The sequence below is a fragment of the Bradyrhizobium sp. USDA 4451 genome (assembly GCF_054822585.1).
In genome coordinates, this window is the sequence record NZ_JBTRCH010000001.1 from 1,577,708 (window position 1) to 1,604,463 (window position 26,756).

A 26,756-nucleotide genomic window follows, 5' to 3' on the forward strand; every position below is an offset into this window, starting at 1 on the left:
CGACGAAGCAATCCACGCCTCCATGTGCGGGGCTATGGATTGCTTCGCTGCGCTCGCAATGACGGCGTAACTGACCAACACAGACTTCAAACCAACACTTAAGGAGAACTAAATGTCCGTTGTTATCCGCCTCGCTCGCGCAGGCACCAAGAAGCGTCCGGTCTATCACGTCGTCGTCGCCGACTCGCGCTTCCCGCGCGATGGCCGCTTCATCGAGCGTCTCGGCCACTTCAACCCGCTGCTGCCGAAGGACAACGAGGCTCGCCTCAAGCTCGACATGGACAAGGTGAAGGCCTGGCTCGCCAAGGGCGCGCAGCCGTCGGATCGCGTGACCCGCTTCCTCGATGCCGCCGGTGTCAAGAAGCGCACGCCGCGCAACAACCCGGAGAAGGCCGTGCCGCGCAAGGAGCGCAAGGCGCAGGCCGAAGCCGCCGCCAAGGCATAAGCTGAACGGCTGCTGCGGTGGCTGCACCGGTCTGTGTCGCCCGTATCGGCGCTGCGCATGGCGTGCGCGGCGCCGTCCGGCTATGGACCTTCACCGAAGACCCGCTGGCCGTGAAGGACTACGGCCCGCTGATGACCAAGGACGGCACGCGCCAGTTCGAGGTCACGCATGCGCGCGAGGCCAAGGACCATCTGGTGGTGACGCTGAAGGGCGTCGCCACGCGCGATGATGCCGAGCGGCTGAACGGTCTCGAGCTCTACATTCCGCGCGACCGGCTGCCGGCCACCGACGACGGCGAGTACTACCACACCGATTTGATCGGGCTCGCTGCGGTGACGACATCAGAGCAGCCGCTCGGCAAGGTGATCGCGATCCATAATTTCGGCGCCGGCGACATCATCGAGATCGCCCCGCCGCAGGGCGCGACGATGCTGCTGCCGTTCACCAATGCAGTGGTGCCGACGGTCGACATTGTCGGCGGCCGCGTCGTGATCGAGCTGCCGCAGGAAATCGACGGCGACGATCCGTCGGCCGCCTGACCTGAAAATACTCTTCAGCCTGTCATCCGGCCCTGCTGCTCGAGCCAGTCGCAGAACACCGCGCTGTGCGGATCGTTGCTGCGGCCCGCCGGGAAGTAAGCGAAGTAGCTGCGCGCCGGCAGGCTGATATCCGGAAACGGCGTCACCAGGCGCCCGGCCGCGAGATCGTCCGCGATCAGCGCGGTCGGCCCCATCGCGACGCCGAGCCCATCGAGCGCGGCCTGGATCGTCAGATAGAAATGATCGAAGGTCAGCGCGGCCTTGGGCTCCAGCGCGGAATGCCCGGCCTCGGTGAGCCAGTCGCGCCACAGCCGCGGCATCGACGTGACATGCAGCAGCGTATGCCTGGCGAGATCCGCGACCTCATGCAGCGGCAGTTGCGCTGCCAGCGATGGACTGCACACCGGCAGTCGCCGCTCCGAGACCAGGAAACGCGACGAGAAGCCGTGAAACGTATCGGGCCCGCCGCGGATCACGACGTCGAATGTGTCGGGCAGCGCATCCACCGGATCGTTCGACGTGCTCAGGCGCACCTCGATATCGGGATGCTCGGCGCGAAACCGGCTCATCCGCGGCAGCAGCCAGCGCAGGCTGAAGGTGGCGAGCGCATTGACCTGGAGCACCGCCACCGTCGCGTCGCTGCGCCGCGCGCGATGCTGCTGGACGGCCGCCGAGATCCGGTCGAGCGCCGGCGCGAATTCCGCAAGCAGCGCCGCGCCCGCCGGCGTCAGCACCACGCGCCGCACCGACCGCCGGAACAGCGCCGGCGCGCCCAGCCATTCCTCGAGCAGCCGGATCTGCTGGCTGACGGCGCCATGAGTCACGCTGAGCTCGGCGGCGGCTTCCTTGAAGCTGCCGAGCCGCGCGGCGGCTTCGAAGGCGCGCACCGCATTGAGCGGCGGCAGGCTGCGGCGGGGGACGAACATGAATTCCTCCATACCAGATTTTCTAACGCATCGCTGGATTATTACTGATTTGTGACAGCGGCTGATCGGGCGCATATTGCGCAGCAAGACACTCACATATCTCCACTTTTCGGAAGACTCCTCGAATGCAACGCCGTCCTGGCTTTAGATTTTCTCGATATAGGTGGCCGCAATGAGCGTAGCGGCGAAAGCCGGCACGCCCCGCCCCGACCGCGCCCGGGCGACGCGGACGCTGACGGTGACCGGGCTCAACCACGCCCTGCACGACGGCTACACCGATCTGATCTACGTGCTGCTGCCGATCTGGCAGGCCGAATTCGCGCTGGGCTACGGACTCCTGGCGCTGCTGCGCGGGCTCTATGCCGGCGCCATGGCGGGCTTGCAGATTCCGGTCGGGCGCATCGCGGAGCGGATCGACGGCAAGATCATCCTGATCGCCGGCACGGCGCTGTCGGCGCTCGGCTACATGTTCGCCGGATTGTCCGGCGGCGTCATCGGACTTGGCCTCGCGCTCGCATTGTCCGGCGCCGGCTCGAGCACGCAGCATCCGATCGCATCCGCCGCGGTGTCGCGCGCCTATGGCGCCGGCGCACGCGGGCCGCTCGGCATCTACAATTTCACCGGCGATCTCGGCAAGGCGGCGATTCCGGCAGCGACCTCGATCCTGCTCGTGATCATGTCATGGCGGCACACGCTGCTTGTGGTCGCCTTTGCCGGCCTGCTGGTCGCGACCTGCATCGCGTTCTGGATGCCCTCGGTCGGCAAGGGCGCCGAGCACAAGGCCGCCGGGGCTTCACGCCACGACGGCGACGGCAGTGGTTTTCCCTGGCTGCTCGCGATCGGAATTCTCGACACCGCGGTGAGGATGGGTTTTCTCACCTTCCTGCCGTTCCTGTTGCGCGACAAGGGCGCCGCGCTGCCGACCAACGGCCTCGCGCTGGCGCTGGTCTTCATCGGCGGCGCCGCGGGAAAATTCACCTGTGGCTGGCTTGGCCAACGCGTCGGCACGCTGCGCACCGTGCTGATCACCGAAGGCGGCACGGCAGCGCTGATCGTGGCCGTGCTGCTGTTGCCGCTGGCGCCGGCGATCGTGCTGCTGCCGCTGCTCGGCGTGATGCTCAACGGCACCTCCTCGGTGCTCTACGGCACGGTGCCCGAGCTGACGCCGGCGCATCAGACCGAGCGCGCCTTCGCGCTGTTCTATACCGGGACCATCGGATCGGGCGCGATCGCGCCTGTCCTCTACGGCCTGCTCGGCGACGCGCTCGGCCCGGCGCTTGCCACCGCGGCAACCGCGCTCACGGCACTGGCGATCTGTCCGCTTGCAATGGTCCTCGCCCGGCATCTCGCCGACGAAGCGACGGCGTGACGCCGAACATGCCCAAGCCCGTAGCCCGGATGAAGCCAACGGGTCGCGCGAATGCGCGCCCGATGACAGGCTCCGCGCAATCCGGGACCGCCGCTTGTTGCTTGCGTGACCCCGGATTGCGCTTCGCTCCATCCGGGCTACTTAAGCATTGGTCTCACGGAGCATCCCAATGACAAGCACGCACAAGGCCTGGCGGCTGCACGCCCACAATGATCTTCGCTTCGAGGATGTCGCAACGCCCAGGCCCGCGCCCGATGGCGTCGTGGTGCGGATCGAGGCCGGCATGGTGCTGTCCTATACCAACAGACTCCTCTCCGGCGCGCTGCCCTACAGCCTGCCGCCGATGCCGTTCGTGCCGGGCACCAACGCGATCGCGCGCGTCGTCGCCGCCGGCGACAACGTCACGCATGTGCAAAGCGGCGACCGCGTATTCCTCAGCCCGCATCTGCGCGGCGACGTGCCGGATCGCGATCCGCCGCAAATCCTGATCGGCCTCACCGCCACGGTGACGACGCCGGAGGCGCTGGCGTTGCAGGCGCGCTGGCGCGACGGCGTGTTCGCGGAGATCGCGCATTGGCCGGCCGCCTGCGTCACGCCGCTCGCCAATCTCGACGACCGACCCGCGACCGAGCTGATCGGGCTCGCCAAACTGATCGTGCCGTTCGGCGGCTTGCAACGCAGCGGCCTGCGCGGCGGCCAGACCATCATCGTCAACGGCGCCACCGGCTATTTCGGCTCGGGCGGCGTGATGCTCGCGGTCGCGATGGGCGCGGGCCGCGTCGTCGCCGTCGGACGCAAGCAGGCCGCGCTCGACCAGTTGCGCGACGCATTCGGCCCGCGCGTCATTCCTGCCCTCGTCACCGGCGATGGCGCAACCGACCTTCAGATCATCCGCCGCGCCGCCGGCGGCAGCGCCGATGTCGCGCTCGACCTGCTCGGCGCCGCCAGCAGCACATCCACCACGCTGTCGTCGCTGCGCGCGCTCCGGCGCGGCGGCCGGATGGTGCTGATGGGCAGCGCCGAAGTGCCGCTCGAGCTCTCGTTCCGCGAGATGCTGGCCAACGACTGGGAGGTGGTCGGCCAGTTCATGTACGACCGCACCGCGCCGGGCCAGCTCGCCGGCCTCGCCGCCGAAGGCCTGCTCGATTTGCGCAAGATCAACGTCGCGGCCTTTGCGCTCGCCGACTTCCGCCGCGCGGTCGACGCCGCCGCGATGATGCAGAGCCTCGACCTCACGGCCGTGGTGCCGTAACCAGAGGACATGACACCGCAAGAGACCCCAGCCCAAGCGACACCGTGGCGCGCCACCGTGCTGACCCTGTTCCCGGACATGTTTCCGGGGCCGCTTGGCGTGAGCCTGGCCGGCAAGGCGCTGGCCTCGGGCCTTTGGGCGCTGGAGGCGCGCGACATCCGGGCGTCGGCGACCGACAGGCATCGCAGCGTCGATGACACCCCGGCCGGCGGTGGCCCCGGCATGGTGCTGCGGGCCGATGTGCTGGCGGCAGCGATCGACGCCGCTGGCGTCGCGCCTGAGCGTCCGCGCCTGCTGATGAGCCCGCGCGGTCGGCCATTGAGCCAGGCCCAGGTCGCACAGCTTGCGGCCGGGCCCGGCCCCCTGATCGTCTGCGGCCGCTTCGAGGGTATCGACCAGCGGGTGATCGAGGCCAGAGGCCTCGAGGAGGTCTCGATCGGCGATTATGTGCTGTCCGGCGGCGAAATCGCCGCGATGGCGCTGATCGACGCCTGCGTCCGCCTGCTGCCGGGGGTGATGGGCAAATTGGCCTCGGGAACCGAGGAGAGTTTCTCCGAAGGACTACTGGAATACCCCCAATACACCCGTCCGCAGGAGTTCGAGGGCCGCCAGATCCCGGAAATCCTGATTTCCGGCGATCACGCCAAGGTCGCGGCCTGGCGGCTGGCCCAATCCGAGGCCCTGACGGCGGCCCGCAGGCCCGATCTCTGGGCCCGGAAGGCCGGCCAAAAAGCCGCTCCGCGCCGGACAAAAAACACGACAGACGGGTGACAAACCGTGCGCTTTGCCTTATAGGCACGGCCTAATCCGCACACGCGCAGGATAGATGGACGTTTGCGCAGCCCCCATGCAGGCTGGGCGCGCCGCCGATGGAGATTTCGATGAACCTTATTCAGCAGCTCGAAAAAGAGCAGTTCGACAAGCTCGCCGCCACCAAGACCATTCCGGAATTCGGTCCCGGCGACACCGTCATCGTCAACGTGAAGGTTGTCGAAGGCGAGCGCACCCGCGTGCAGGCCTATGAAGGCGTTTGCATCGGCCGTTCCGGCCAGGGCCTCAACGAGAGCTTCACCGTGCGCAAGATCTCCTATGGCGAAGGCGTCGAGCGCGTCTTCCCGGTGATGTCGCCGATGATCGACTCGATCAAGGTCGTGCGCCGCGGCAAGGTGCGTCGCGCCAAGCTCTATTACCTGCGCAACCTGCGCGGCAAGTCGGCCCGCATCGTCGAGAAGCAGGACCGTCAGACCGCCGTCGGCGAGTAATCCATCCCGCAAGGGTTTTGACGAAAAGCGCGGGGCTGGCCCCGCGCTTTTTTGTTGCGGCATACCTATCTGATGGACAGGCCCGCGCATCGATCGATTGTCGCGGGCGCGAGCCCTGTGTTAGAAATTTAGAATGGTTCCGGATCAAGCAAGCCAGCGCTGCCCAAGTCAGATCTGCCAGCGCGTCGTGATCGACGATCGCTCGCGGCTGCCCGGCCGCTTCTTCGGGCGCTTTGCGACATCGGCAACGTCTGAGCTTAGACGCGCAGCGTAACGCTGCCTGGACGCTGTCGCCTGCTCGCGCGCTTGAGGCGCGCTCTACACCATTCACCACTGAATTTCTTCTGGAGCTGAAGCTCATGTCCAAACCGACCACGCTGTACGACAAGATCTGGAACGACCATCTGGTCCACGAGGCAGAGGACGGCACCTGCCTGCTCTACATCGATCGCCACCTGGTGCACGAAGTGACCTCGCCGCAGGCGTTCGAGGGGCTGCGCGCCGCCGGCCGCAAGGTGCACGCGCCCGAGAAGACGCTCGCCGTCGTCGACCACAACATCCCGACCACGGATCGCTCCAAGCCCAATCCCGACCCCGAGAGCATCGAGCAGATGCGGGTGATGGCGGAGAACGCCAAGGAATTCGGCATCGAATATTACAACGAGTTCGACAAGCGCCAGGGCATCGTCCACGTCATCGGCCCGGAGCAGGGTTTTACGCTGCCCGGCACCACCATCGTCTGTGGTGACAGCCACACCTCGACGCATGGCGCGTTCGGTGCGCTCGCGCACGGCATCGGCACCTCCGAGGTCGAGCACGTGCTGGCGACGCAGACGCTGATCCAGAAGAAGGCCAAGAACATGCGCGCGATCGTCGACGGCAAATTGCCCGAAGGCGTGACCGGCAAGGACATCATCCTGGCGATCATCGGCGAGATCGGTACCGCCGGCGGCACCGGCTACGTGCTGGAATATGCCGGCGAGGCGATCCGTGCCCTCAGCATGGAAGGCCGCATGACGGTCTGCAACATGTCGATCGAAGGCGGCGCGCGCGCCGGTCTCGTTGCACCCGACCAAAAGGCGTTCGACTTCCTGCGCGACCGTCCGAAGTCCCCGAAGGGCGCCGCCTGGGATGCCGCGATGCGCTACTGGGAGACGCTGCGCTCCGACGAGGGCGCACATTTCGACCACGAGCTGCGGCTGGACGCGGCAAAACTGCCGCCGATCGTCACCTGGGGCACGAGCCCTGAGGACGTCATCTCGGTGACCGGCTTCGTGCCCGACCCCGACAAGATCGAGGACGAGGCCAAGCGGCTCTCCAAGCACCGCGCGCTGAAATATATGGGCCTGACCGCCGGCACCAAGATCACCGACATCAAGCTCGACCGCGTCTTCATCGGCTCCTGCACCAACGGCCGCATCGAGGATCTGCGCGCCGCCGCCAAGATCGCCGAGGGCAAGACCGTCAACGCCAACGTCAATGCGATGATCGTGCCGGGCTCGGGCATCGTGAAGGAGCAGGCGGAAGCCGAAGGCCTCGACAAGATCTTCGTCAAGGCCGGCTTCGAATGGCGCGAGCCGGGCTGCTCGATGTGCCTGGCGATGAACCCGGACAAGCTGAAGCCGGAAGAGCGCTGCGCCTCGACCTCGAACCGCAATTTCGAGGGCCGTCAGGGCTTCAAGGGCCGCACCCATCTGGTGTCGCCCGCGATGGCCGCGGCGGCCGCGATCGCCGGCCACTTCGTCGACGTCCGCGACTGGCGGTAAGGCAAGCACCAGATTCTTTTTGACGCGTTTTCTTCACGCGAACCGGGGCCACTTCGCTCGAAAACGCTATTGCTTCGCCTCAAGCTCGAGCCGTTTCGGAAACGGCTCGTTAACGGGACGCACGCACACTGCCTCCTTGCGAAAACAAGTCTTCGCAAGGAGCGCCTGCCGTGGCCGATAAACCCGAATTCGTCGACATGATCAGGGAGGCGACGCGGCAGAAGCGCCGCCGCGCTGCGCCACGCATCATCGATCCGCTTCCCGAGGTGAAGGAAACCTCGCGCCTCAGCCACTGGCCGCCGGACCGCTGGACGCAATGGCGGATGGAAAACCTGACGCCGTGGAAGATCAAACCCTGGAAGCTGAAGAACTGGGACTAGAGCCTTTCCCGTTCCGACAGAATCGGAACGGGGCTCTAGAATCTTGTGTTGGCGCGTTTTCCTCACGCGAACCGGTATCCACTTCGCTCGAAAACGCTCCAGCGCGCCCGCGACGCGGGGCGTCACCTAGGGCGCGTACTCATAAATTCGTCAGTTCCGCTTTTGAGCAGTCCGCTCGGACCGATCAGTTCACTCCAACCAGCGCCTTACAGACCTCCCGGCTGGCCTCTTGGAATAATTTGACGGCACCTCCGGCCCGTCGCCCCTTCAAGGTGATTGAGGCTATCGGGGCGGAAGTATCGCCAAGATCGACGTTCAGCGCGCGCAGCCATGCGCTACTCGATCGCATTCTGAGTATCTGCATGGGCAATAGGGTTATAAACCGGCTGCTCGCCAACAGATTCAACCGCATGTAGATTGAGATCGTGGTGACGGTCGTTGGCGGAAGCGGCAGGTTATGTCGCCGAAACAGCTCGGCGCCGGTACGCCCCAAAAAAGTATCGGGTGGCGAGAGCGTCCATTGCTCTTGCATAATGTCTGCGAGCTTCAACTTCTTGCTCGATCGCAGCAGCGGATGCCGTCGCTCCGCCATCACCGCGAGGGAGGATTTAAACAGCACCTCCGCGGACAAATCGTCGGCGGCCGGCAACGGCGACCAGCGCGTTATGGCCAAATCAAGCATTCTCTGGCGCAAAGCGTGCTCCAGCGCATCCCGATCACCTATCGTGATATGATACCTGATGCCTGGATATCTGCGGACGAGATGTCCGATAATTTCTGTAACGATAGCGGTGACCGGCTCGGTTGTACCGATCGCAATGAGCCCTTGCGCCGGATCTGACCTTTGCACAATGTCGGTAACACCTAGCTTTATTTCGTCGAAGACGACGCGCGTCCTATCGACAAGAAGGCGACCGCACTCGGTGAGTTCAACTCCGCGCGAAGTGCGATCCAGCAGCGTAGCTCCGACGGCATGCTCCATATCGGTGATAGCTTTGGAAATCGCCGGCTGCGACAACCCGAGACGGCGAGACGCCTTGGCCATGCTACCGACCTCTGCGACGGTCTGCAGCGTATGCAGATCCTTGAGGCGCAGGCGCCGGCCGATGCTTTCGTGCCACTGCATGGGTATTCACCTCACGTTATAGCCCGATAGGAAAATGCGATTTCGGGTTATAGCGTTGTTGCTTCAGAATAGCGAGATGGAAAGCCGGCCGGATCATCTCATTGCTGTCCCAAGCACATGGAGAACGCCATGCAGCTTTACTCGCGTCGCGCCATACTGGCCGGATTTTCGGCTCTGGCTGTTCCGCTACCCGTTATTGCTGCCGACCAGCCGCTGAAGATCGTGTTTCCATTCGCGCCTGGTGGGTCGGGAGATTCGATCGCCCGGCTGTTTGCCGAGCAGCTTCATACCAGGTTCGGCAAGGTGGCGATTGTAGAGAACCTTGCTGGCGCTGGCGGGCGCATCGGCGCCCAGGCAGTCAAGAATGCCGCACCCGGAGAGGAGGCAGTGCTGTTTGCTTCCGCTTCGCAATTCACGCTTCAGCCGCATCTCTTCAGGAGCCTGGGATACGATGCAGAGCGCGACTTTGTGCCCCTTTCGCAGGCGATGACGGTCGATCTGGCTCTGGCGGTCAGCGGGAAGCTGCCCATCCATTCAGCGCATGAGCTCATCGACTGGATCAAGGCCAATCCCGCACAGGCCGTGTACGGCTCGCCCGGAGCAGGTACAGCACCTCATTTTATCTGCGGCGAGTTTGGCCGGATCACAGGCCTTAACATGCGCCACACGCCCTACAAGGGTACGCCTGCTGCCCTCCCGGATGTGCTGGCCGGCCGGGTCCCGATGTATATGGCGTTTCTTTCTGAACTCCTGGAGCAACATGGGAGCGGTGGCATACGCATCATTGCCACCGCGGCCGCTGCGCGGTCTTCCTTCCTGCCCCAGACTGCAACTCTGAAGGAGAGCGGGATCGATATCGACGCGGCCGGGTGGTTCGCATTCTATGCGCCTGCCCATTCCTCGCGTCAGTTCGTTGAGCGCCTGGGAAAGGAGATCGTTGCAATCGCAAGCGATCCCGAAATGCGCGCAAAGATACATGCCATGGGATGCGAGCCGACAGGAACGACATCGGACGAACTTAAACATATCCAGCGCACCGAGTTCGAACGCTGGGGACCGATCGTCAAGGCGTCGGGATTCCCGATCGAAGACTAGGGCGGCACATGACCACCAATCCACCCGAACGGTTGTTGGACCTTGTTCAATCGCACCGCGTGACCGCAGTGATCTATGTCGCTGCCCGGCTGGGGCTCGCCGAGTTGCTGCGCGACGGACCACGAACGATCGACGAACTCGCGAGTCGAACCCACACGGACCGGGACGCGCTTGCGCGCTTGCTCGTCGCTCTCTCGACCGTCGGCATCTGCTCCCGCGTCGGCGAACGCCGCTACTTGCTAACCGAACTGGGGACGGGACTCGACGGTGCTGCGGGACGATCATTCAAGAACTGGGTCATTTTTGAAGGCTCCATGCTGACCAAGAGGTGGGATGGTCTCCTGGATTCGATCATGTCGGGCAAGACGGCTTCCCAGCTTCAGGACGTCGAGGACAATTTCGACTTGATGGCGCGCTCGCCAGAGCATGTGCGGATATTCAATGAAGCCATGACAGACCTGACACGGCTGGTCACGCACGATCTACTTGAGGCCTACGACTTTGGCGCGATCTCCCACTTGACGGATGTCGGAGGCGGCTCGGGGGAGCTCATGGGCGCGGTGGCGAGGGCATATCCAGCCATCAGAGGAACGGTCTTCGATCTGCCGAGGTGCGCCGACGCCGCCAATCAGTGCTTCGAGCGCCTCGGCATCTCCGACCGCGTCGGCTTCGTTGCAGGCGATTTCTTTCACGTGGTGCCTGCAGTGGCCGATGCGATCATCTTGAAAAGCATTATTCACGACTGGGATGATGAGCGCAGCCGCATCATTTTGGGAAACTGCCGCAAAGCACTTCCCCAAAAAGGCAGACTGCTATTAGTCGAACGTGCGATGCCGGAATTGCCCGGCACCGATGACGCGGGCAGGTCGTGCGCGATGAGCGATTTAAACATGCTGCGCGGACCAGGTGGACGGGAACGGACGGAAAGGGAATATTGTCGGCTCCTGACCGAGAGTGGCTTCCGTCCCATCGCGGTTCTCCGCGCCGGCCGCTTTAATCTGACCGAGTCGCGGCTTTGTTGAGACTTGGAAGTGGTTTACTTTGCTCGCTTCCAAGTCACATCGACATTCTCTCCGCTCGGAGGGCGAATGGTCAGTGTGAGTTGATCCCCAGTGATCGCAACGAAGCGCTTCTGATCTGAGCCGTTCCAGTTGGGAAAGGAGCTACCTTCAACATGGATTGCGATGCTACGGTCTGCCTCATTCACGGTGTACGTCCCGAAGTAGGTCTGGGTCCCATTAGCTGTTGTTTCATTCTCTTCCGGAGTACCGTGCCAAAGCGCATTGCTTTTGTATTTGGCGCGGTCTGGGCGCATGACCGTGATGATGTACCGCCCACCTGCATCAAAAATGGCGATACCCGCTGGGTTCTCTCCGAATTGCCGTAAGGTGGTGCCATCATTTTTCTTCTGCTCCCAGGACGCCACGATCCATGTCCCGACGAGGCCTTCTTTCATCGATGGCTGCTGACCGGCGCTATTTGCATGCATGGACAGCCCGAAAGCCGCGACCATGCACGCTCCGAGAACTCTACGGTGCTTCCTCATGTCTCATCCGCCTTTCAAGTCGCCAAATTACAGGAATCTAGGCTTGTGAGGGACTGGTTTCCACATTCGGGTCATTTTCGACGCATTTGGCAGAAATTGAGAACTGGTTGATGTCCGCTCCTATCCATAAGCGCCGTACCAGGAGCGGGCCAGGATCGTTGCGCCTGGCCCGAATGCCGTGATTCAAACTCCTGAACTGAAGGCTCGAATCATGCGTTACGAACTCGCGGACCATGAATGGAATGCCATCAAGCCGATGCTACCGAACAAGCCGCGTGGCGTTCGTCGGGTGAATGACAGACGGGTCCTGAATGGCATCTTCTGGGTCCTCCGATCAGGAGCACCTTGGCGTGATCTGCCAACGGCGTTTGGCCCATACACCACTTGCTACAACCGCTTCTCAGGTGGCGGCTGGCCGGTGTTTGGGGCCGCATCATAGAAGCGCTTGCCGCTGCTCATGATGCCGCTGTTCAGATGATCGACACCTCCATTGTCCGCGTGCATCAGCATGGAGCCTGCATCACTAGGAATCAGCGCCAATCGATGGGAAGGTCCCGCGGCGAGTTGACGAGCAAAATCCATGCGGTGGTCGATGGCAATGGTCTGCCAATAAGGCTGGCGCTGAGCCCGGGTGAAGCCCATGACGTTCGACTTGCCGGAAAACTGCTGTCTCGTCTGAAATCCGGGTCAATGCTGCTTGCCGACCGTGGCTATGACGCGGACTGGATCAGGGAACTTGCCATGAGGAAGGGCGCGTGAGCCAACATCCCGCCGAAAGGCAATCGCGGCGATCCGATCTGCTTCAGCCCCTATCTCTATCGTGCTCGCAACCAGGTCGAGCGGTTCTTCAACAGGATCAAATGTCGTCGCGTGGCTACGCGCTACGACAGGCTGGCCGCCAACTACCTTGCCTTCGTTCAGCTCGCGTCAGTCAGGCTATGGCTGCGTCGTAATGAGTCCGCGTCCTAACAGAACGGGCGCCGCTTGGCGCCCGCGGTCATTTCAAGCCTCACCAATAGCCATACGGCCGCCAGTGATGGCGGTGGTGCCAATACGGCCGGCAGATCCGGCGCGGTCCGTGATAGGTCCAGATCACCCGGCAGCGGCGGTGATGATAATAGGCCGGGTAGTAATAGGACGATCCGTAGAAATAGCGCCGGTGATGGAAGTGCCGGCGGTAGCCGTAGCGATAACCGCCGCCATAGAAGCGGCGATCGCCACCGTAGTGACGGTGGAAGCCGCCATAGCGATAGCCGCCGTGGAATGCCGGCGCGGCCCGGAAGCCGCCACCATGGAAGCCGCGGAAACCACCGCCGTGAAATCCGCCACCATGGAAACCGCCACCGTGGAAGCCACCACCATGAAACCCTCCACCACCGTGGCCACCACCGCCATGCCGAACCTGGGTCGTCATGGCATCGGCCGCAGATTTCGCCGCGGGCACGGTGCCCGGGCTCGCCAGCGACAGCGCTTCGGCGCGCTGCTGCGAAGTGATCGACAACGCGAAGACCGCAGCCGCCGCAACACCGAGCCGGCGCAGCAATCCACGCCGCTGATAGCTCTCCCTCATCACTGAACCTCCCTGACAACAGCAATGAGAACCGTGCGCCGCATGGCAGCCGGTCTCATTGCGTTGATTGCGGTCGCTCCCGGCATGACGCTAGAAACCGGCGAGTGAATGCGCCATGAACACGCACACCAAACGGTGCGGCGAAAAGTCCGGGAGGGAATTCAGTGACCGTCTATGTGATCGTGCAACTGAAGATGACCGATCGCGCCGCCTATGATCGCTATCAGGCGCGCTTCTTCGACGTGTTCAGGAAGTTCAACGGACGACTGCTGTCGGCCGACGAACACCCTGCGGTGCTTGAAGGCAGCTGGGATCGCGACAAGCTGGTGCTGATGTCGTTTCCCGACGAAGCCGCCTTCCGCGCCTGGTCGGAATCACCCGACTACGTCGAAATCTCCAGGGATCGCAAAGCAGGCGCGCAGGGCATCGTGCTGCTCGCGAAGGGCTTCGCACCTTGATGCCGGCGGCCGGTTCCAGCGTGAACCCTTTGCTAAGGGTTGCTGGCTAGGGTTAACCGACAATCAATCAGAAAATTCAGGACTTCTTCCGTTTCCACGGCACGGCCGCCCAGGCCAGGCCGTGGCATCGCGTCCTCACATATGGCTGGTCGGCCGGGTGGGCCGATGGATTTCCGCAGCCTTATCGTGGGACCAGAAATGACCCTCAAGTTTCAGAATTTGCCGATCATCGCCAAGATCGCAGTGCCCGCGGCCATTGTCGCCCTGGTCGCGATCGGCATCGTTGTCGAGGCCTCGCTGGCTCTCAGCCATCTGGCGGTGACCGCCTCCGACCTCGTCGACGGCAACGCCCGCCGCGTCGAGTACAGCCTCGAGGCAGAGAGCAATTTCAACAGCGCAGCCGTGAGCGAGAAGAACGTCATCCTCTCTGCCTCCGACCGCAGGGCGACCGACTCCAATATCGAAGCCTACACCAAGGCGACGGACGCGACGCTCGCCGCCGTCGACCGCCTGGCGTCCGTGACGTCAGACGCCGCACAGCACCAGCTGATCGAGACGCTGCGCCGCGCGGTCAAGGACCGCCGCGAGGCAAGCGCCAAGGTGTTCGAGCTGGTGACCGCGGACAAGGTAGAGGACGCCTTCGCCTATTCGCGCAATGTCGCGGCCAAGCATCGCCAGACCGCGATGGAGGCGGTCGCCAGCCTGATATCAGCCAATGTGAAGGACATGCAGGCCGCGCGCGACCAGGGCGTCGTCTCCGCCGACCAGACCCGGCTCGTGCTGCTGTTCGGCGCCGCGGCCGGGCTGCTCTGTGCCTTCACCATCCTGGCCTGGATCGCATTCGGCCAGATCGCGCGGCCGCTGTCGCGCATGACGGAGGAGATGGCGAAGCTCGCCGAGGGTGATCTCGACATCACTGTTGCCGGCGACGACAGGAGCGACGAGGTCGGTGGTCTCGCCAAATCGCTGCGCGTATTCAAGGAGAATGCGATCACGGCGCGCCGCCTCGAAGCCGAGCAGCGCGAGGAGCAGTTGCACAAGGAGGCCCGGCAGCGCGCGGTCGAAGGTCACATCGCGACCTTCGACAACCAGATCTCCGAGGCGCTCAATGCCCTGACCGCGGCCTCGACCGAGATGCACGCCACGGCCGGCAGCATGTCGGCAACCGCGGAGGAAACCAGCCGGCAGGCGACCTTCGTCGCCACCGCCTCCAACGAGGCCTCGGCCAATGTCCAGACCGTTGCGGTTGCGACCGAGGAGCTGCACGCCTCGATCAGCGAGATCACGCGCCAGGTGACGCAGGCGGCCGAGACGGCAAGAGCGGCGGTGGACGAGACCGACCGCACCAACGCGACCATCGAGAGCCTTGCCGCGGCGGCACAGCGGATCGGCGAAGTGGTCGCACTGATCCAGAACATCGCGTCACAGACCAATCTGCTGGCACTGAACGCAACGATCGAAGCCGCCCGCGCCGGCGATTCCGGAAAGGGCTTTGCGGTCGTCGCCAATGAGGTGAAGGCGCTCGCCACCCAGACCGCCAAGGCGACCGAGGACATCTCCTCGCAGATCGCCGCGATCCAGCAGGAAACCGGCCACGCTGTCGACGCGATCAGGACGATTGGCGGCACCATCGGGCGCATGAGCGAAATCGCGGCCGCAATCTCCGCGGCGGTCGAGCAGCAGAGCGCCGCAACCCGCGATATCGCGAAGAACATCCAGGAAGTCTCGCGAGGCACCAGCGAGGTGTCGGCAAATGTCGGCAGCGTCAACGAGGCCGCTACCGAAACCGGATCGGCGGCTACCCAGGTGCTGACGGCCGCCGACGATCTCAGTCATCAATCGGCAACGTTGCGCGGCAACGTCAATGCCTTCCTGGACAAGATCCGCGCGGCCTGACCGGGTCAGGCCGCATCAGTTCGCGAAGCGGCGCGCGCGGAGCCTCACCAGAACGGGCCGAACCCGAAGCCGAAGGTGAAGGGCGCCGGCGCAGCATACGGATACGGCCGATAGTCATACGGCCGCCCGTAATAATAGGAGCCGTACGGCCGATAGTAGGAATAGGGCTGGTAGTATGGCCGGTAATAGGGCCGGTAGCCGCGGTGATAGTGGCGGCGATGGATGTGGCGATGATGGCGCTGCGCGCTGAAGTCGGTCGCCTGGCCCGCCTGCCGCTGCGAGGTCGCGGCCTGCGCCTTGCTTGAAGCCGCCGCGGTTGCCGATGCCGGCGCCGTCAATGCCAATGCACACGCGACAGCCGCGACACCGATCCATCTCATCATGATCAACTCCTGCAGATTGCGATCAATCTCATCTCGCGCGCGCGAATCTGCCGGTTTGATGGCTGATAACGACGACAGGCCCGCTGCTCACGGGCCTGTGTCTCGACTGCGCTGATGCGTCGCGCGATCAGCGGCGCCAGTGGCGACGATGGCCCCAGCCACGGTGATGTCCGCGATGCCAGCCACGATGCCAGCCGCGACCATAGCGTACCTGCGTGGTCTGGCTCGCGTTGTCCTGAACCGTTGCGGCGGTGCCCGGCGTGGCGAGCGACATCGCGCTCGCGCGCTCGGCCGGCGCCGCCAAAACCAGCACGGCACCGACGGCCGCAAGCCCCAGAACCTTCATCACCTTCATGAGTTGTCTCCTTGATCCCTTGAGGTCACGTCTTGCAACGACGATTGGAGTTTCGAATCGACCCCCGTTGCCGCGACGCAGATCGCTAGCAGAATGCGGACGACGTGAATGGGAAGTGAATGACTGCGCCACGATCATGAATGCCGCTGGCGCGCACAGGTTCCGATTGACCGCGTCATTTTTCGCGCAGACGCGCGAAACCCGGCATAGACTATGGTCGTATCTCGCGTGCTCTCTGTTGCAGGAGATGGCCGTGACACAGACAGGCACACGCCGGCGGTTGCTTCGAACCGGCGTTGCGACGTTCATTGGTTCCATCATGCTGGCCGATGTCGCGCTCGCTTCGCAAGGACCAGGCGACGGCACGGGAATGGCAAGCCATCTCACGCAATTGCTGATGGCAGTTGTGGTCTATGGAACGTCAGGTGTTGTCGCGGTTGCCGCGATGATCGGTGCGGCACGTCGGCGGGCGCGCAGCTAGCCCGGCCGCCAGAAGCAATTCATGCGCGGCGTGATCACCGTGCCGCTCGGCCGGTGCTCCTGCACATAGGTCGCGGTGCATTCGCGCACGGCGTTCGGACCGGGATTGTAGCGCGGGATCACATCCGGTTCCCAATGATCGGGCCGCGATCGGTAGACCGGCACGCGCCTCAGGCGGCGGCGCTCGGCGACGCGCTGATGCACAACGGGTGCCGGCTCACCGATCCGTGCTTCAGCCGCCGCGCTCTGCGCGCGCGCCTCTCCTGCCGAGAGCGAGAACCCGACTGATGCCGCCAACAGCGCTGCCGCCACGATCCGTTTCATCACGCCACCCAAGCCCCAATCTTGAGCCCCTATTATTGGGCAGCACGGTCTCCCATCGCATCGCCAAGGTCAACTGCGCTGGCGTGGCCGATAGCACTCGCGCTAAAGGAGTGGCATGTGGACCACAGAAAAAGCCCCCTCGCTCGCCGAGATGGAGGCCATGGCGCACGAGGTTTTCGAGCGCCTGCCAGCGACGTTCCGGGCCCTCTGCGAGGGCCTGATTATCCGTGTCGACGACTTCCCGACCGATGAGGTGCTCGACGAGATGCAGGCCGAAAGCGAGTTCGACCTGCTCGGCCTGTTTCACGGCATCGGCCTGCCGCAGCAGAGCCATGGCGACGTGGCCCGGCTGCCCAACCTGGTGTGGCTCTACCGCCGGCCGATCCTGGACTACTGGGCCGAGCACGACGAGACCCTGGGCCATATCGTCCGCCACGTGCTGATCCACGAGATCGGGCACCATTTCGGCCTCTCGGACGCCGATATGGAGGCGATTGAGGCTGGCGCGGGGTAACGCGTTTTCGAGCGAAGTGGACCCGGTTCGCGCGAAGAAATCCCGTCAAAACAAGAAACTGGAGCCCATTCCGCTTCCATCGGAGCGGAATGGGCTCCAGCCCTGCAGAAATCGCCCTTTTACCGCTGTCACATTCGCGATAGATATCCGGCCCCTATCCCTCACTTTTTGGCCCGGGAAGAGCACCGATGGACAAGTTCACCACGCTGGAAGGCGTCGCGGCACCGCTGAAGATCATCAATGTCGACACCGACATGATCATTCCGAAGCAGTACCTCAAGACCATCAAGCGCACCGGCCTTGGCAAGGGGCTTTTTTCCGAGCAGCGCTACAAGGATGACGGCAGCGAGAACCCCGATTTCGTGCTCAACCAGCCCGCCTATCGCAGCGCGAAGGTGCTGGTCGCCGGCGACAATTTCGGCTGCGGCTCGAGCCGCGAGCACGCGCCCTGGGCGTTGCTCGATTTCGGTATCCGCTGCGTGATCTCGACCTCGTTCGGCGACATCTTCTACAACAACTGCTTCAAGAACGGCATCCTGCCGATCCGCGTGTCGCAGGAAGACCTCGACAAGCTGTTCGACGATGCCGAGCGCGGCGCCAACGCGACGCTGACCATCGACCTCCCCAACCAGGAGATCCGCGGTCCCGACGGCGGCAAGGTCAAGTTCGAGATCGACCCGTTCCGCAAGCACTGCCTGATCAACGGCCTCGACGACATCGGCCTGACGCTGGAAAAGAAAACGTCGATCGACAGCTACGAGGCCAAGCTTAGGGAACGTGCCTGGGCCTGAGGCTCGGCGTATCGTCGCGCCCCGGTGCCCTCAGGCGCCGGGGCTTTTCTTTGCCGCATGGCCTCTCCGCACACCCAGAGATGACTGACGCGCATGCTGCCTGACATCGTCACCTTCTGGCACGGCTCGATGGACGCGCTGCGCCAGACCTGCCTGCGCTCGCAGCTGGCGGCGGGCCACAAGGTGACCGTGTACAGCTTCGATCCGATTCCCGGCCTGCCCGATGGTGTCGGCAATGCCGAGGCGGAAGCCGTGCTGCCGCATGCGTTCTCCGAGAAGCTGCGTCCGGCCGAGCGCGACGGCTCGTGGCGCGACTGGACCATCCTGCAATTCAGCGACTTCTTCCGGATGCGGCTGATGACCCAGCGCGCCGGCGTGTGGCTCGACGCCGATGTGCTGTTACTCAAGCCGGTCGCGATCGATCCGGCCAAGCCCTATTTCGCCTGGGAGCGGCCGCGGCAGCTCGGCAACTCCGTGCTGTATCTGCCGCCGGACGATCCGATCGTGCGCGCCTTCGAAGCGCTGATGAAACAGGACGAGCTGACGCCGGACTGGCTGGCGCTGCGTCACCGCCTGACCTTTGCGATGCGCAAGCTGCGCGGCAAATCCCACCGCCTCTCCGACATCCGCATCGCGATCTACGGCCCCGCCGCGCTCACCGCGCTGGCGCGCCGCGAAGGCGAGTTGCAACACGCGCTGCCGAAGCAATCGTTCTATGCGGTGCATGCGGAGCCAAAGCTGTTCTTCGAGCCGTCGGATTTTTCGCCCTACCTGAACGATCCCGCAATCATCGGTCTGCACATTTCGCCGAAGGGCCGCGGCAAGGAGGCGCCGATCCCCGGCAGCCTCTATGCATGGGCGACGGAGAGGTTCGGGGCGTGATGCAACTGCTGCACCCTCTCCCCTTGTGGGAGAGGGCGGCTTCGCGAAGCGAAGCCGGGTGAGGGGTTCTCTCCACACGGGAGATTTCGCAAGCGGAGAGAACCCCTCATCCGGCGCTTCGCGCCACCTTCTCCCACAAGGGGAGAAGGAAAGAATCTTCGCTGAATCAATGTCCCATCGCCGCGATCGCGTCCGCGATCGCGATGGTGCGCTTCGCCATCTCGGCGTGCAGCCGCTCCACCATGCGGCCCTCGAGCTGGATCGCGCCGCGCGAGGCGTTTTCCGGCAGTTGGAAGGCGGCGATGATCTTGCGGGCCTCAGTGACCTCGGCCTCCGGCGGCGTGAAGATCGCGTTGCAGGCATCGATGTGACTCGGATGGATCAGCGTCTTGCCGTCGAAGCCGAGATCGCGGCCCTGCGCGCATTCCTCGGCAAAGCCGTCGACATTGCTGATGTCGCCATAGGGTCCGTCGAGGATCTCGAGCCCGTGCGCGCGGGTCGCCAGGATGCAATGCGTGATCATCGGGATCATCGCCGCGCGGCCCGGCTTCATCCGGATCCGGGTTTCGCGCGCAATGTCGTTCGGCCCGAACACGAAGCCGGCGAGCCGGGTCTCGGAATCCTTCGACGCGGCCGCGAGCTTGTCGGCATCGAGCACCGCGCGCGCGGTCTCGATCATGGCCCAGACCCGGATCGAGGCCGGGGCATTGATGTCGCTCAGGCGATCGGCGACGGCGTTGAGATCGTCGACGGTGGAAATCTTGGGAACCAGGATGCCGTCCGGCTGCGCCTTGCCGGCCATCGCGATGTCGTCGACCCACCAGGGCGTGTCGAGCGCGTTGATGCGGATCAGCACCTCGCGCTTGCCAAAGCCTTTGGCGGCGACCGCCTTGGCGATCTGCTCGCGGGCCACCGCCTTGGCGTCGGGCGCAACGGAATCCTCCAGATCGAGGATGATGCCGTCGGCCGGCAGCGTGCGGGCCTTCTCCAGCGCCCGTGCATTCGATCCCGGCATGAACAACAGGCTGCGGCGCGGACGGGTCATCGGCATTCTCCTCGGGGCTTCGGCTCTGCCGGTCCAACTTTTGGGCATCGACCGGGAACCATGCTTCAACGCTGCCGTATCATTTCAGGCCGTACCCCGAAAGTCTTGTTCCCGTCACCGGCATGTGGTTAGCCAGAGGCCATGAAATTCTTTCCGAAGCAGTTGATCGACGGCTACCGGACCTTCGCGACCCAGCGGTTGCCGACCGAGCAGTCGCGCTACCGGGATCTGTCGGAGCGCGGCCAGTCTCCCGAAACCATGGTGATCGGGTGCTGCGATTCCCGCGTCTCGCCGGAAGTGATCTTCGATGCCGGCCCCGGCGAATTGTTCGTGGTGCGCAACATCGCCAATCTGGTTCCGGTCTATCAGCCGGACAGCAACGCTCACGGCGTCTCGGCGGCGCTGGAATACGCCGTGACGGTGCTGAAGGTGAAGAACATCGTGGTGCTGGGCCATGCCCAGTGCGGCGGCATCCGCGCCTTCGTCGACAAGATCAAGCCGCTGACGCCGGGCGACTTCATCGGCAAATGGATGCAGATGTTCATCAAGCCGGGCGAGGTCGTCGAGCAGCGCGCGCATGAGAGCATGCAGGATTTCGTCACCCGCATCGAGAAGGCCGCGGTGTTCCGCTCGCTGGAGAACCTGATGACCTTCCCGTTCGTCCGCGAACGGGTCGAGAGCGGCGAGATGCAGTTGCACGGCGCCTATTTCGGCGTCGCCGAGGGCTCGCTGTTCGTGCTCGACAGGGTCGCGAAGGAATTCATCAGCGTGCGGGAAGCCCTTCAAAAGAGCGAATAGCGAATGGCGAGTGGCGAATAGGGAAGCCCTACTCGCCATTCGCTACGCACAATTCGCGAGCTTCATTCGTGATCGTTGCCCCAGCGATCGGAGATCGCGAGCAAGAGCGCCGAGATCACGAACACCAGGTGCACGGCGACCAACCAGGTCATCCGCGTCGCGTCGAACGCGGAATCGATGTTCAGGAACGCTTCCAGCACATGGATCGCGGAGATCGCGACGATCGAGGCCAAAAGCTTCTGCTTCAGCCCGGCAAAATCGATCTTGGTGATCCAGATCGGCCAGTTCGGATTGCCCGACGTGTCGATGCGCGAGACGAAGTTCTCGTAGCCCGAGAACACCACGATCAGGATGAGATTGGCGACCAGCGTGACGTCGATCAGCGCCAGCGCGTCGAGGATGACTTCGGTTGATTTGTAGCCGGACGCATGCAGCACGAACTCCCAGAGCATGCGCGCGAATTTCAGCAGCAGCACCGCCAGCGCCACGACCAGGCCGACATAGAACGGCGCCATCAGCCAGCGGCTGTTGAACAGCACATATTCGAAGCCGCGCATGAAGCGCGGCGTCGCGGGGCTGGGCGGGACGGGAGCCGACTGTTCCGACATGGTTACGCCCCCCGTTGGCCCCCGCCGCTCAGGCCGCCTTCTGCTTCGCGGTGATCAGCTTGCGGTTGATCAGGACCTCGGCAATCTGCACGGCATTGAGCGCCGCGCCCTTGCGCAGATTGTCCGACACGCACCAGAACGCCAGGCCGTTCTCCACCGTCGCGTCCTCGCGGATGCGGCTGATATAGGTGGCGTCCTCGCCCGCCGCCTCATAGGGCGTGACGTATCCGCCCGGCTCGTGCTTGTCGATCACCAGGCAGCCCGGCGCATTGCGCAGGATGTTGCGCGCCTCGTCCGCCGTGATCGGATTGGCGAACTCGGCGTTGACCGCTTCGGAGTGGCCGACAAAGACAGGCACGCGCACGCAGGTCGCGGTCAGCTTGATCTTGGGATCAAGGATCTTCTTGGTCTCCGCCATCATCTTCCACTCTTCCTTGGTGAAGCCGTCTTCCATGAAGACGTCGATCTGCGGAATGACGTTGAAGGCGATGCGCTTGGGAAACTTCTTATTGATCAGCTCGTCATTGGTGTAGACGGCCTTGGTCTGCGAGAACAATTCGTCCATCGCATCCTTGCCGGCGCCCGACACCGATTGATAGGTCGAGACCACGACGCGCGTGATCGTCGCCTTGTCGTGCAACGGCTTCAGCGCGACGACGAGCTGCGCGGTCGAGCAGTTCGGGTTGGCGATGATGTTCTTCTTGGTGAAGCCGGCCGCGGCATCCGCGTTCACTTCCGGCACGATCAGCGGCACGTCCGGATCCATGCGCCAGGCCGACGAATTGTCGATCACGACCGCACCGGCCGCGCCGATCCTGGGCGACCATTCCTTGGAGACCGAACCGCCGGCGGACATCAGGCAGATGTCGATGTCGGAGAAATCATAATGCTCGAGCGCCTTCACCTTCAGGGTGCGGTCGCCATAGGAGACCTCGATGCCGACGCTGCGGCGCGAGGCCAGCACGACGACCTCGTCGGCGGGGAATTTGCGCTCGTCGAGAATGTTGAGCATTTCGCGCCCGACATTGCCGGTCGCACCGACCACCGCGACTTTGTAACCCATCGTTCACTCTCCGACGAAAAATGCCCGCTTCCCCGCTGTCAGCGGAAAGGGAAGAGGCAGCGCTTCTATGCGAGAAACCCGGTCAACACAACGTTGCGTAGCTTTGAGCGTTTTGATGCGTTTATTCCGGGCCGATCCGGCCGCACCCAATCATACGAGAATTCCGTCAGCGCTGACGAGCTTCGTCGACGAGGTGTACGCCACGCTCTCCGGGCTGTTCGCCTATGCCGCCGCGCTTGCGCTGTTCGCGGTCCTCGGCGTTTATCTATGGAAGCAGCTGCCTGATACAACGGCGATGGCGGCCCCCGCCGCCGGCTGGAGCATGGCTGCCCGCACGGCCCCCGGCTTTGCTGTGAGCAAGCTCGATCCACGAGATAAAACAGCAACTTACGAAATCTACCGGCACCCCGAGGGCGGCCGCAAGGACGTCTTCCGCTGGACCGATGCCGACGGTGCGCCGGCGGCCGAGCTGGAGATCTATCGCCCCGGCGGCGAGGCCCTGGGACCCGCGGTGACCGAGATCGCCGGCCGGCTCGACCCGGGCGGCAGTCGCGAGCTCGAGGCCGCCGGAATTGTCGACAGCAAGTTCGGCAGCGTCACCCTGCTGCGCCCGGCGCGGCAGGATGGCAGCCGCGCCTGCCTCGGCTTCCTCGAGCAGGCCGACGCGCCCGACCTGCGGATCTCCGGCTGGACCTGCCAGGGCGACAATCTGCCGGCCCAGCGCGCCGCGATCGTTTGCATGCTGAACCGGCTGACCCTCTTGGCCGCGGGCAATGACGCGCGGCTTGCCGCGCTGTTCGCCCATGCCGAACTGCGCCGCACCGACTGCGTTACCTCCGGCCCGCCGGCGCTCTCGGCCGACTGGGTCATGGGCAGCCAGAACCCGCTGCTGCGCGGCGCGCTTTGATGGCGAGACCGTGGCAAGGCACTGGTTTTCATGAAACTTTTGCGCTTGGACACGCATTATCTCGGCCGGTGTGGCGCAATTGACCTAGTGACGGCCTCCCCACCATGGCTACAATGTGTTCCAAGTGATTTTGGCTGATACGCCAGCCCCTGACGGGGGCCGTAATGACGAGGATGCGATGACCTTGAATTTCCCTGCCGCGAACAAGCTCGTGGTGTTGCTTGCCGCGGCTGCCGTCACCGCAACCGCCTTCGGAATGACCGCGGCCAGCGCGCAGCAGACCCCGAGCAAGCGCAAGCAGCAAGAGCAGTATGACCGCGACGGCCGCCGCTATTACGGCACGCAGGGCCCGAACCGGGTCTATCAGCAGGGCCCGCGTACCCGCGTCTACGTCACCACGCGCTCGTGGCTGGACGCCGGCACCGAAGTGTTGCCGGGCGACCGCAAGTTCAACGACTACGCCTATCCGCCTGATGTCGGTTATCCCTCGTTCGGACGCGAGAACAACAACCGCCCGATCGATCGCCAGCCGCTCAGTCCGCCGTCCGACCTCGGCGGCTATCCGCGGACCTTCCCGCTGTACTGAGAATCGGCGCACCGCCGATACGAAAATGCCCGGCTCCGGCCGGGCATTTTTTTGATCGCCGTCATTCCGTGGCTCGCCAACGGGTCGCGCGAACGCGCGCCCGATGACAGGCTCCGCGAGAACCCGGAATCTCGAGATTCCCCGATGCGCGATTGCGCATCTGTGGTTCGATGCTTCGCATCGCCCCGCAATGACGGGTGTCAAATTTATGCGTGCAGCTTCTGCAATTCCTTCAGGATCGCTTCGCCCATCTGCGCGGTGCTGACGGGCGTGGTGCCGGCCGCCTTGATGTCGGCGGTGCGCAGGCCGGCGGCGAGCACGGCCGCGATGGCGGCGTCGACCTTGTCGGCGAGATCGCCCATGCCGAACGAATAGCGCAGCGCCATGCCGAACGAGGCGATCATCGCGATCGGATTGGCTAGGCCCTTGCCCGCGATATCGGGCGCCGAGCCGTGCACGGGTTCATACAGCGCCTTGCGCTCCTTGGTCTTGGCGTCCTCCTTGCCGAGCGACGCCGACGGCAGCAGGCCGAGCGAGCCGGTCAGCATCGCCGCGATGTCCGACAGCATGTCGCCGAACAGATTGTCGGTGACGATGACGTCGAACTGCTTCGGCGTCTTGACCAGGTTCATGCCGCCGGAATCGGCGAGCTGATGCTCCAGTGTGACGTCCTTGTATTCGCGCGCGTGGACCTGGGTCATGACCTCGTTCCAGAGCACGCCCGACTTCATGACGTTGCGCTTCTCCATCGAGGTCACCTTGTTCTTGCGCTTGCGCGCCAGTTCGAAGGCGACGCGGCCGATGCGCTCGATCTCGAAGGTGTCGTAGACCTGGGTGTCGATCGCGCGCTTCTGGCCGTTGCCGAGATCGGTGATGGTCTTCGGCTCGCCGAAATAGACGCCGCCGGTGAGTTCGCGCACGATCATGATGTCGAGGCCCTCGACCACCTCGCGCTTGAGGCTCGAGGCATCGGCCAGCGCCGGATAGCACACCGCCGGGCGCAGATTGGCGAACAGGGCAAGATCCTTGCGCAGCCGCAGCAGGCCGGCCTCGGGACGCACCTCATAGGGCACGCTGTCCCACTTCGGGCCGCCGACCGCGCCGAAGATGACGGCGTCGGCCGCATTGGCCTTGGCCATGTCGCCTTCGGAGATCGACACCTTGTGCGCGTCATAGGCGGAGCCGCCGACCAGGCCCTGCTCGGTCTCGAACCTGGCGATGCCATGCGCATTCAGCCAGTCGATCAGGCGCTGCACCTCGGCCATCACTTCGGGGCCGATGCCGTCGCCGGGGAGGAGCAGCAGTTTGTGGGTCGCCATGGTCGTTACCTCATTCAATCGGGCATGCCCGCCATCGTCAGGCGCGAGTGCTAAAACGCCCCGCACCGATTGGCAAGGCACCCGGCACAGGGCCAAAATGGGGCTTGAGCGAGCCAAACCGCGCCTCAAGAAGCCGACAAGACGGACCTCATGACCGCAGCCATCGTCTACGCCTTCGCCTCGGCCATTTTCCTCGGTGCCGGGGTGGTGCTGGCGCAGCTTGGGCTGCGCACCGTCGAGCCGCTGTCCGGCGCCGCGATCAGCGTGCCCTCCTTCACCCTGCTGTTCCTGGTGCTGTCACCGCTGATCCTGCATGGCGAGCCGGTGGTCTGGCGAGCCTTGCCGATCTTCATGGCGATCGGCCTGTTCTTCCCGGCCTCGCTGACCTTGCTGACCTTCGCCTCGAACCGGGCGCTCGGGCCGGTCATCACCTCGACGCTCGGCAATCTGGCGCCGCTGTTTGCGGTCACCGCCGCGGTGGTGCTGCTGCACGAGCCGCTGCTGCCGCAGCAGCTCTTAGGCCTCGTCGTTGCGGTCGCAGGTGCGGCCATCATTACGGTCACCCGGCCGCGCGACCTCGGGCATTGGCGGAGCTGGGCGCTGCTGCTGCCGCTCGCGAGCGCGCTGGTGCGCGGCATCGTGCCGCCGATCGCCAAGCTCGGGCTGGCGATGTGGCCGAGCCCGCTATGGGCCTGCCTGGTCGGCTATGTGATGTCCTCGCTGGTGGTGCTCACCGTGCAGCGGATTCGCAAGGGCAGCTTCATGGTGCAGGCGCCGCGCGAGGGCCGGTTCTGGTTCATGCTCACCGGCATCAGCAACGGGCTCAGCGCGCTCAGCCTGTTCGCCGCGGTCCGCAACGGGCCGATCACGCTGGTAGCTCCGCTTGCCGCGATCTACCCGCTGGTCACCGTGGCGATGAGCGCCGTCATGCTCAAGCATGTCGAGATCACGCCACGGATCGTCGCCGGAACCCTGCTGACCGTGATCGGCGTCGCGCTGGTCCTGATCGCCTGATTGCCCGATACGCAAGACAGTGTTGCTGCCTCCGGCGCTGGGCAGGAGCGCCGCGGC

The 26,756-nt window shown here is 64.2% G+C and carries 31 protein-coding genes and 1 pseudogene; 21 read left to right on the plus strand and 11 right to left on the minus strand.

All coding sequences use genetic code 11. The annotated features are described in order from the left end of the window. The first annotated feature begins 112 nt into the window (after positions 1 to 112). Together rpsP and rimM are read left to right on the plus strand one after the other, a co-directional pair. The gene (gene rpsP, locus ACVMB0_RS07215; RefSeq protein ID WP_139480006.1) at positions 113 to 445 is read left to right on the plus strand and encodes a 30S ribosomal protein S16; all 333 of its coding nucleotides are present in this window, start codon (positions 113 to 115) and stop codon (positions 443 to 445) included. A 17-nt stretch (positions 446 to 462) separates the two neighbouring features. After that, entirely contained in the window at positions 463 to 984 is a 522-nt protein-coding gene (rimM, locus tag ACVMB0_RS07220) for a ribosome maturation factor RimM (protein ID WP_461345763.1), read from the plus strand. 14 nt (positions 985 to 998) lie between these two features. Here rimM and gcvA read toward each other — a convergent pair whose 3' ends face one another. Further along, positions 999 to 1,910, minus strand: a complete 912-nt coding sequence (gene gcvA / locus ACVMB0_RS07225) for a transcriptional regulator GcvA (RefSeq protein ID WP_456751496.1) — start codon at positions 1,908 to 1,910, stop codon at positions 999 to 1,001. A gap of 172 nt (positions 1,911 to 2,082) precedes the next feature. On the opposite strand from gcvA, the gene ACVMB0_RS07230 reads away from it, so the two are divergent. From ACVMB0_RS07230 to ACVMB0_RS07255, 6 genes are all read left to right on the plus strand, one after another. Next, positions 2,083 to 3,279, plus strand: a complete 1,197-nt coding sequence (locus tag ACVMB0_RS07230; protein ID WP_461345764.1) for an MFS transporter — start codon at positions 2,083 to 2,085, stop codon at positions 3,277 to 3,279. A gap of 169 nt (positions 3,280 to 3,448) precedes the next feature. Further along, complete coding sequence (locus ACVMB0_RS07235) at positions 3,449 to 4,531, plus strand: zinc-binding dehydrogenase (protein WP_461345765.1); 1,083 nt, start codon at positions 3,449 to 3,451, stop codon at positions 4,529 to 4,531. 9 nt (positions 4,532 to 4,540) lie between these two features. Next, positions 4,541 to 5,302 (plus strand): tRNA (guanosine(37)-N1)-methyltransferase TrmD, encoded by a 762-nt coding sequence (trmD, locus tag ACVMB0_RS07240; protein ID WP_461345766.1) that lies wholly within the window; start codon positions 4,541 to 4,543, stop codon positions 5,300 to 5,302. A 110-nt stretch (positions 5,303 to 5,412) separates the two neighbouring features. Then, complete coding sequence (rplS, locus tag ACVMB0_RS07245; protein WP_021078824.1) at positions 5,413 to 5,793, plus strand: 50S ribosomal protein L19; 381 nt, start codon at positions 5,413 to 5,415, stop codon at positions 5,791 to 5,793. Between the two features lie 359 nt (positions 5,794 to 6,152). Next, on the plus strand, positions 6,153 to 7,559 hold the full coding sequence (gene leuC, locus ACVMB0_RS07250; RefSeq protein ID WP_456751492.1) for a 3-isopropylmalate dehydratase large subunit: 1,407 nt from the start codon (positions 6,153 to 6,155) through the stop codon (positions 7,557 to 7,559). Positions 7,560 to 7,729: 170 nt separating this feature from the next. Next, a complete protein-coding gene (locus tag ACVMB0_RS07255; protein ID WP_456751491.1) occupies positions 7,730 to 7,939 on the plus strand; it encodes a hypothetical protein in 210 nt (69 codons plus the stop codon). A 184-nt stretch (positions 7,940 to 8,123) separates the two neighbouring features. Here ACVMB0_RS07255 and ACVMB0_RS07260 read toward each other — a convergent pair whose 3' ends face one another. Further along, complete coding sequence (locus ACVMB0_RS07260) at positions 8,124 to 9,065, minus strand: LysR family transcriptional regulator (protein WP_456751490.1); 942 nt, start codon at positions 9,063 to 9,065, stop codon at positions 8,124 to 8,126. 129 nt (positions 9,066 to 9,194) lie between these two features. On the opposite strand from ACVMB0_RS07260, the gene ACVMB0_RS07265 reads away from it, so the two are divergent. Then, positions 9,195 to 10,160, plus strand: a complete 966-nt coding sequence (locus ACVMB0_RS07265; RefSeq protein ID WP_461345767.1) for a tripartite tricarboxylate transporter substrate-binding protein — start codon at positions 9,195 to 9,197, stop codon at positions 10,158 to 10,160. A gap of 8 nt (positions 10,161 to 10,168) precedes the next feature. After that, the gene (locus ACVMB0_RS07270) at positions 10,169 to 11,182 is read left to right on the plus strand and encodes a methyltransferase (RefSeq protein WP_461345768.1); all 1,014 of its coding nucleotides are present in this window, start codon (positions 10,169 to 10,171) and stop codon (positions 11,180 to 11,182) included. Positions 11,183 to 11,196: 14 nt separating this feature from the next. Here ACVMB0_RS07270 and ACVMB0_RS07275 read toward each other — a convergent pair whose 3' ends face one another. Beyond that, on the minus strand, positions 11,197 to 11,673 hold the full coding sequence (locus ACVMB0_RS07275) for a lipocalin-like domain-containing protein (RefSeq protein WP_461345769.1): 477 nt from the start codon (positions 11,671 to 11,673) through the stop codon (positions 11,197 to 11,199). Between the two features lie 244 nt (positions 11,674 to 11,917). Between ACVMB0_RS07275 and ACVMB0_RS07280 the strand changes: the two are divergent. After that, a pseudogene (locus tag ACVMB0_RS07280) lies at positions 11,918 to 12,675 on the plus strand (IS5 family transposase). A 40-nt stretch (positions 12,676 to 12,715) separates the two neighbouring features. On the opposite strand, the gene ACVMB0_RS07285 reads toward ACVMB0_RS07280, so the two are convergent. Continuing rightward, positions 12,716 to 13,276 (minus strand): hypothetical protein, encoded by a 561-nt coding sequence (locus tag ACVMB0_RS07285; RefSeq protein WP_461345770.1) that lies wholly within the window; start codon positions 13,274 to 13,276, stop codon positions 12,716 to 12,718. A 164-nt stretch (positions 13,277 to 13,440) separates the two neighbouring features. Here ACVMB0_RS07285 and ACVMB0_RS07290 point away from each other — a divergent pair, with 164 nt between their 5' ends. Continuing rightward, positions 13,441 to 13,734, plus strand: coding sequence for a DUF1330 domain-containing protein (locus ACVMB0_RS07290; RefSeq protein ID WP_456751485.1), 294 nt, complete (start codon positions 13,441 to 13,443; stop codon positions 13,732 to 13,734). 198 nt (positions 13,735 to 13,932) lie between these two features. Continuing rightward, positions 13,933 to 15,630, plus strand: a complete 1,698-nt coding sequence (locus ACVMB0_RS07295) for a methyl-accepting chemotaxis protein (RefSeq protein ID WP_461345771.1) — start codon at positions 13,933 to 13,935, stop codon at positions 15,628 to 15,630. A gap of 44 nt (positions 15,631 to 15,674) precedes the next feature. On the opposite strand, the gene ACVMB0_RS07300 is transcribed toward ACVMB0_RS07295, so the two are convergent. Together ACVMB0_RS07300 and ACVMB0_RS07305 are read right to left on the minus strand one after the other, a co-directional pair. Next, the gene (locus ACVMB0_RS07300) at positions 15,675 to 16,013 is read right to left on the minus strand and encodes a hypothetical protein (protein ID WP_461345772.1); all 339 of its coding nucleotides are present in this window, start codon (positions 16,011 to 16,013) and stop codon (positions 15,675 to 15,677) included. A gap of 127 nt (positions 16,014 to 16,140) precedes the next feature. Beyond that, positions 16,141 to 16,368: a hypothetical protein gene (locus ACVMB0_RS07305; protein ID WP_456751482.1), complete on the minus strand. Its 228-nt coding sequence runs from the start codon at positions 16,366 to 16,368 to the stop codon at positions 16,141 to 16,143. Positions 16,369 to 16,483: 115 nt separating this feature from the next. On the opposite strand from ACVMB0_RS07305, the gene ACVMB0_RS07310 reads away from it, so the two are divergent. Beyond that, entirely contained in the window at positions 16,484 to 16,849 is a 366-nt protein-coding gene (locus tag ACVMB0_RS07310) for a hypothetical protein (protein ID WP_461345773.1), read from the plus strand. Here ACVMB0_RS07310 and ACVMB0_RS07315 read toward each other — a convergent pair. Then, entirely contained in the window at positions 16,846 to 17,172 is a 327-nt protein-coding gene (locus ACVMB0_RS07315) for a hypothetical protein (RefSeq protein WP_461345774.1), read from the minus strand. The two genes, ACVMB0_RS07310 and ACVMB0_RS07315, sit on opposite strands and share 4 nt — an antisense overlap. 115 nt (positions 17,173 to 17,287) lie before the next feature. Here ACVMB0_RS07315 and ACVMB0_RS07320 point away from each other — a divergent pair, with 115 nt between their 5' ends. The 3 genes from ACVMB0_RS07320 (at position 17,288) to ACVMB0_RS07330 (ending at position 19,359) form a co-directional block, all read left to right on the plus strand. After that, positions 17,288 to 17,686, plus strand: a complete 399-nt coding sequence (locus ACVMB0_RS07320; RefSeq protein WP_461345775.1) for a metallopeptidase family protein — start codon at positions 17,288 to 17,290, stop codon at positions 17,684 to 17,686. Between the two features lie 188 nt (positions 17,687 to 17,874). Then, on the plus strand, positions 17,875 to 18,477 hold the full coding sequence (leuD, locus tag ACVMB0_RS07325) for a 3-isopropylmalate dehydratase small subunit (RefSeq protein WP_456751478.1): 603 nt from the start codon (positions 17,875 to 17,877) through the stop codon (positions 18,475 to 18,477). A gap of 93 nt (positions 18,478 to 18,570) precedes the next feature. Further along, positions 18,571 to 19,359, plus strand: a complete 789-nt coding sequence (locus tag ACVMB0_RS07330) for a glycosyltransferase family 32 protein (protein ID WP_461345776.1) — start codon at positions 18,571 to 18,573, stop codon at positions 19,357 to 19,359. A 166-nt stretch (positions 19,360 to 19,525) separates the two neighbouring features. Here the strand turns inward: ACVMB0_RS07330 and ACVMB0_RS07335 are convergent, their stop codons facing one another. Then, on the minus strand, positions 19,526 to 20,404 hold the full coding sequence (locus ACVMB0_RS07335; protein ID WP_461345777.1) for an HpcH/HpaI aldolase/citrate lyase family protein: 879 nt from the start codon (positions 20,402 to 20,404) through the stop codon (positions 19,526 to 19,528). A 141-nt stretch (positions 20,405 to 20,545) separates the two neighbouring features. Here ACVMB0_RS07335 and ACVMB0_RS07340 point away from each other — a divergent pair, with 141 nt between their 5' ends. Further along, entirely contained in the window at positions 20,546 to 21,202 is a 657-nt protein-coding gene (locus tag ACVMB0_RS07340; protein ID WP_461345778.1) for a carbonic anhydrase, read from the plus strand. Positions 21,203 to 21,264: 62 nt separating this feature from the next. On the opposite strand, the gene ACVMB0_RS07345 is transcribed toward ACVMB0_RS07340, so the two are convergent. After that, the gene (locus tag ACVMB0_RS07345; RefSeq protein WP_461345779.1) at positions 21,265 to 21,810 is read right to left on the minus strand and encodes a TIGR00645 family protein; all 546 of its coding nucleotides are present in this window, start codon (positions 21,808 to 21,810) and stop codon (positions 21,265 to 21,267) included. A gap of 28 nt (positions 21,811 to 21,838) precedes the next feature. Next, a complete protein-coding gene (locus tag ACVMB0_RS07350) occupies positions 21,839 to 22,873 on the minus strand; it encodes an aspartate-semialdehyde dehydrogenase (RefSeq protein ID WP_461345780.1) in 1,035 nt (344 codons plus the stop codon). 115 nt (positions 22,874 to 22,988) lie between these two features. On the opposite strand from ACVMB0_RS07350, the gene ACVMB0_RS07355 reads away from it, so the two are divergent. Together ACVMB0_RS07355 and ACVMB0_RS07360 are read left to right on the plus strand one after the other, a co-directional pair. Beyond that, positions 22,989 to 23,780 (plus strand): hypothetical protein, encoded by a 792-nt coding sequence (locus tag ACVMB0_RS07355; protein WP_461345781.1) that lies wholly within the window; start codon positions 22,989 to 22,991, stop codon positions 23,778 to 23,780. Between the two features lie 178 nt (positions 23,781 to 23,958). Further along, positions 23,959 to 24,366, plus strand: coding sequence for a hypothetical protein (locus ACVMB0_RS07360; RefSeq protein ID WP_456751471.1), 408 nt, complete (start codon positions 23,959 to 23,961; stop codon positions 24,364 to 24,366). A gap of 206 nt (positions 24,367 to 24,572) precedes the next feature. Here ACVMB0_RS07360 and leuB read toward each other — a convergent pair whose 3' ends face one another. Beyond that, positions 24,573 to 25,685: a 3-isopropylmalate dehydrogenase gene (gene leuB / locus ACVMB0_RS07365; protein WP_461345782.1), complete on the minus strand. Its 1,113-nt coding sequence runs from the start codon at positions 25,683 to 25,685 to the stop codon at positions 24,573 to 24,575. Positions 25,686 to 25,835: 150 nt separating this feature from the next. Between leuB and ACVMB0_RS07370 the strand changes: the two genes are divergently transcribed. Beyond that, a complete protein-coding gene (locus ACVMB0_RS07370; protein WP_461345783.1) occupies positions 25,836 to 26,699 on the plus strand; it encodes a DMT family transporter in 864 nt (287 codons plus the stop codon). Positions 26,700 to 26,756 lie beyond the last annotated feature (57 nt).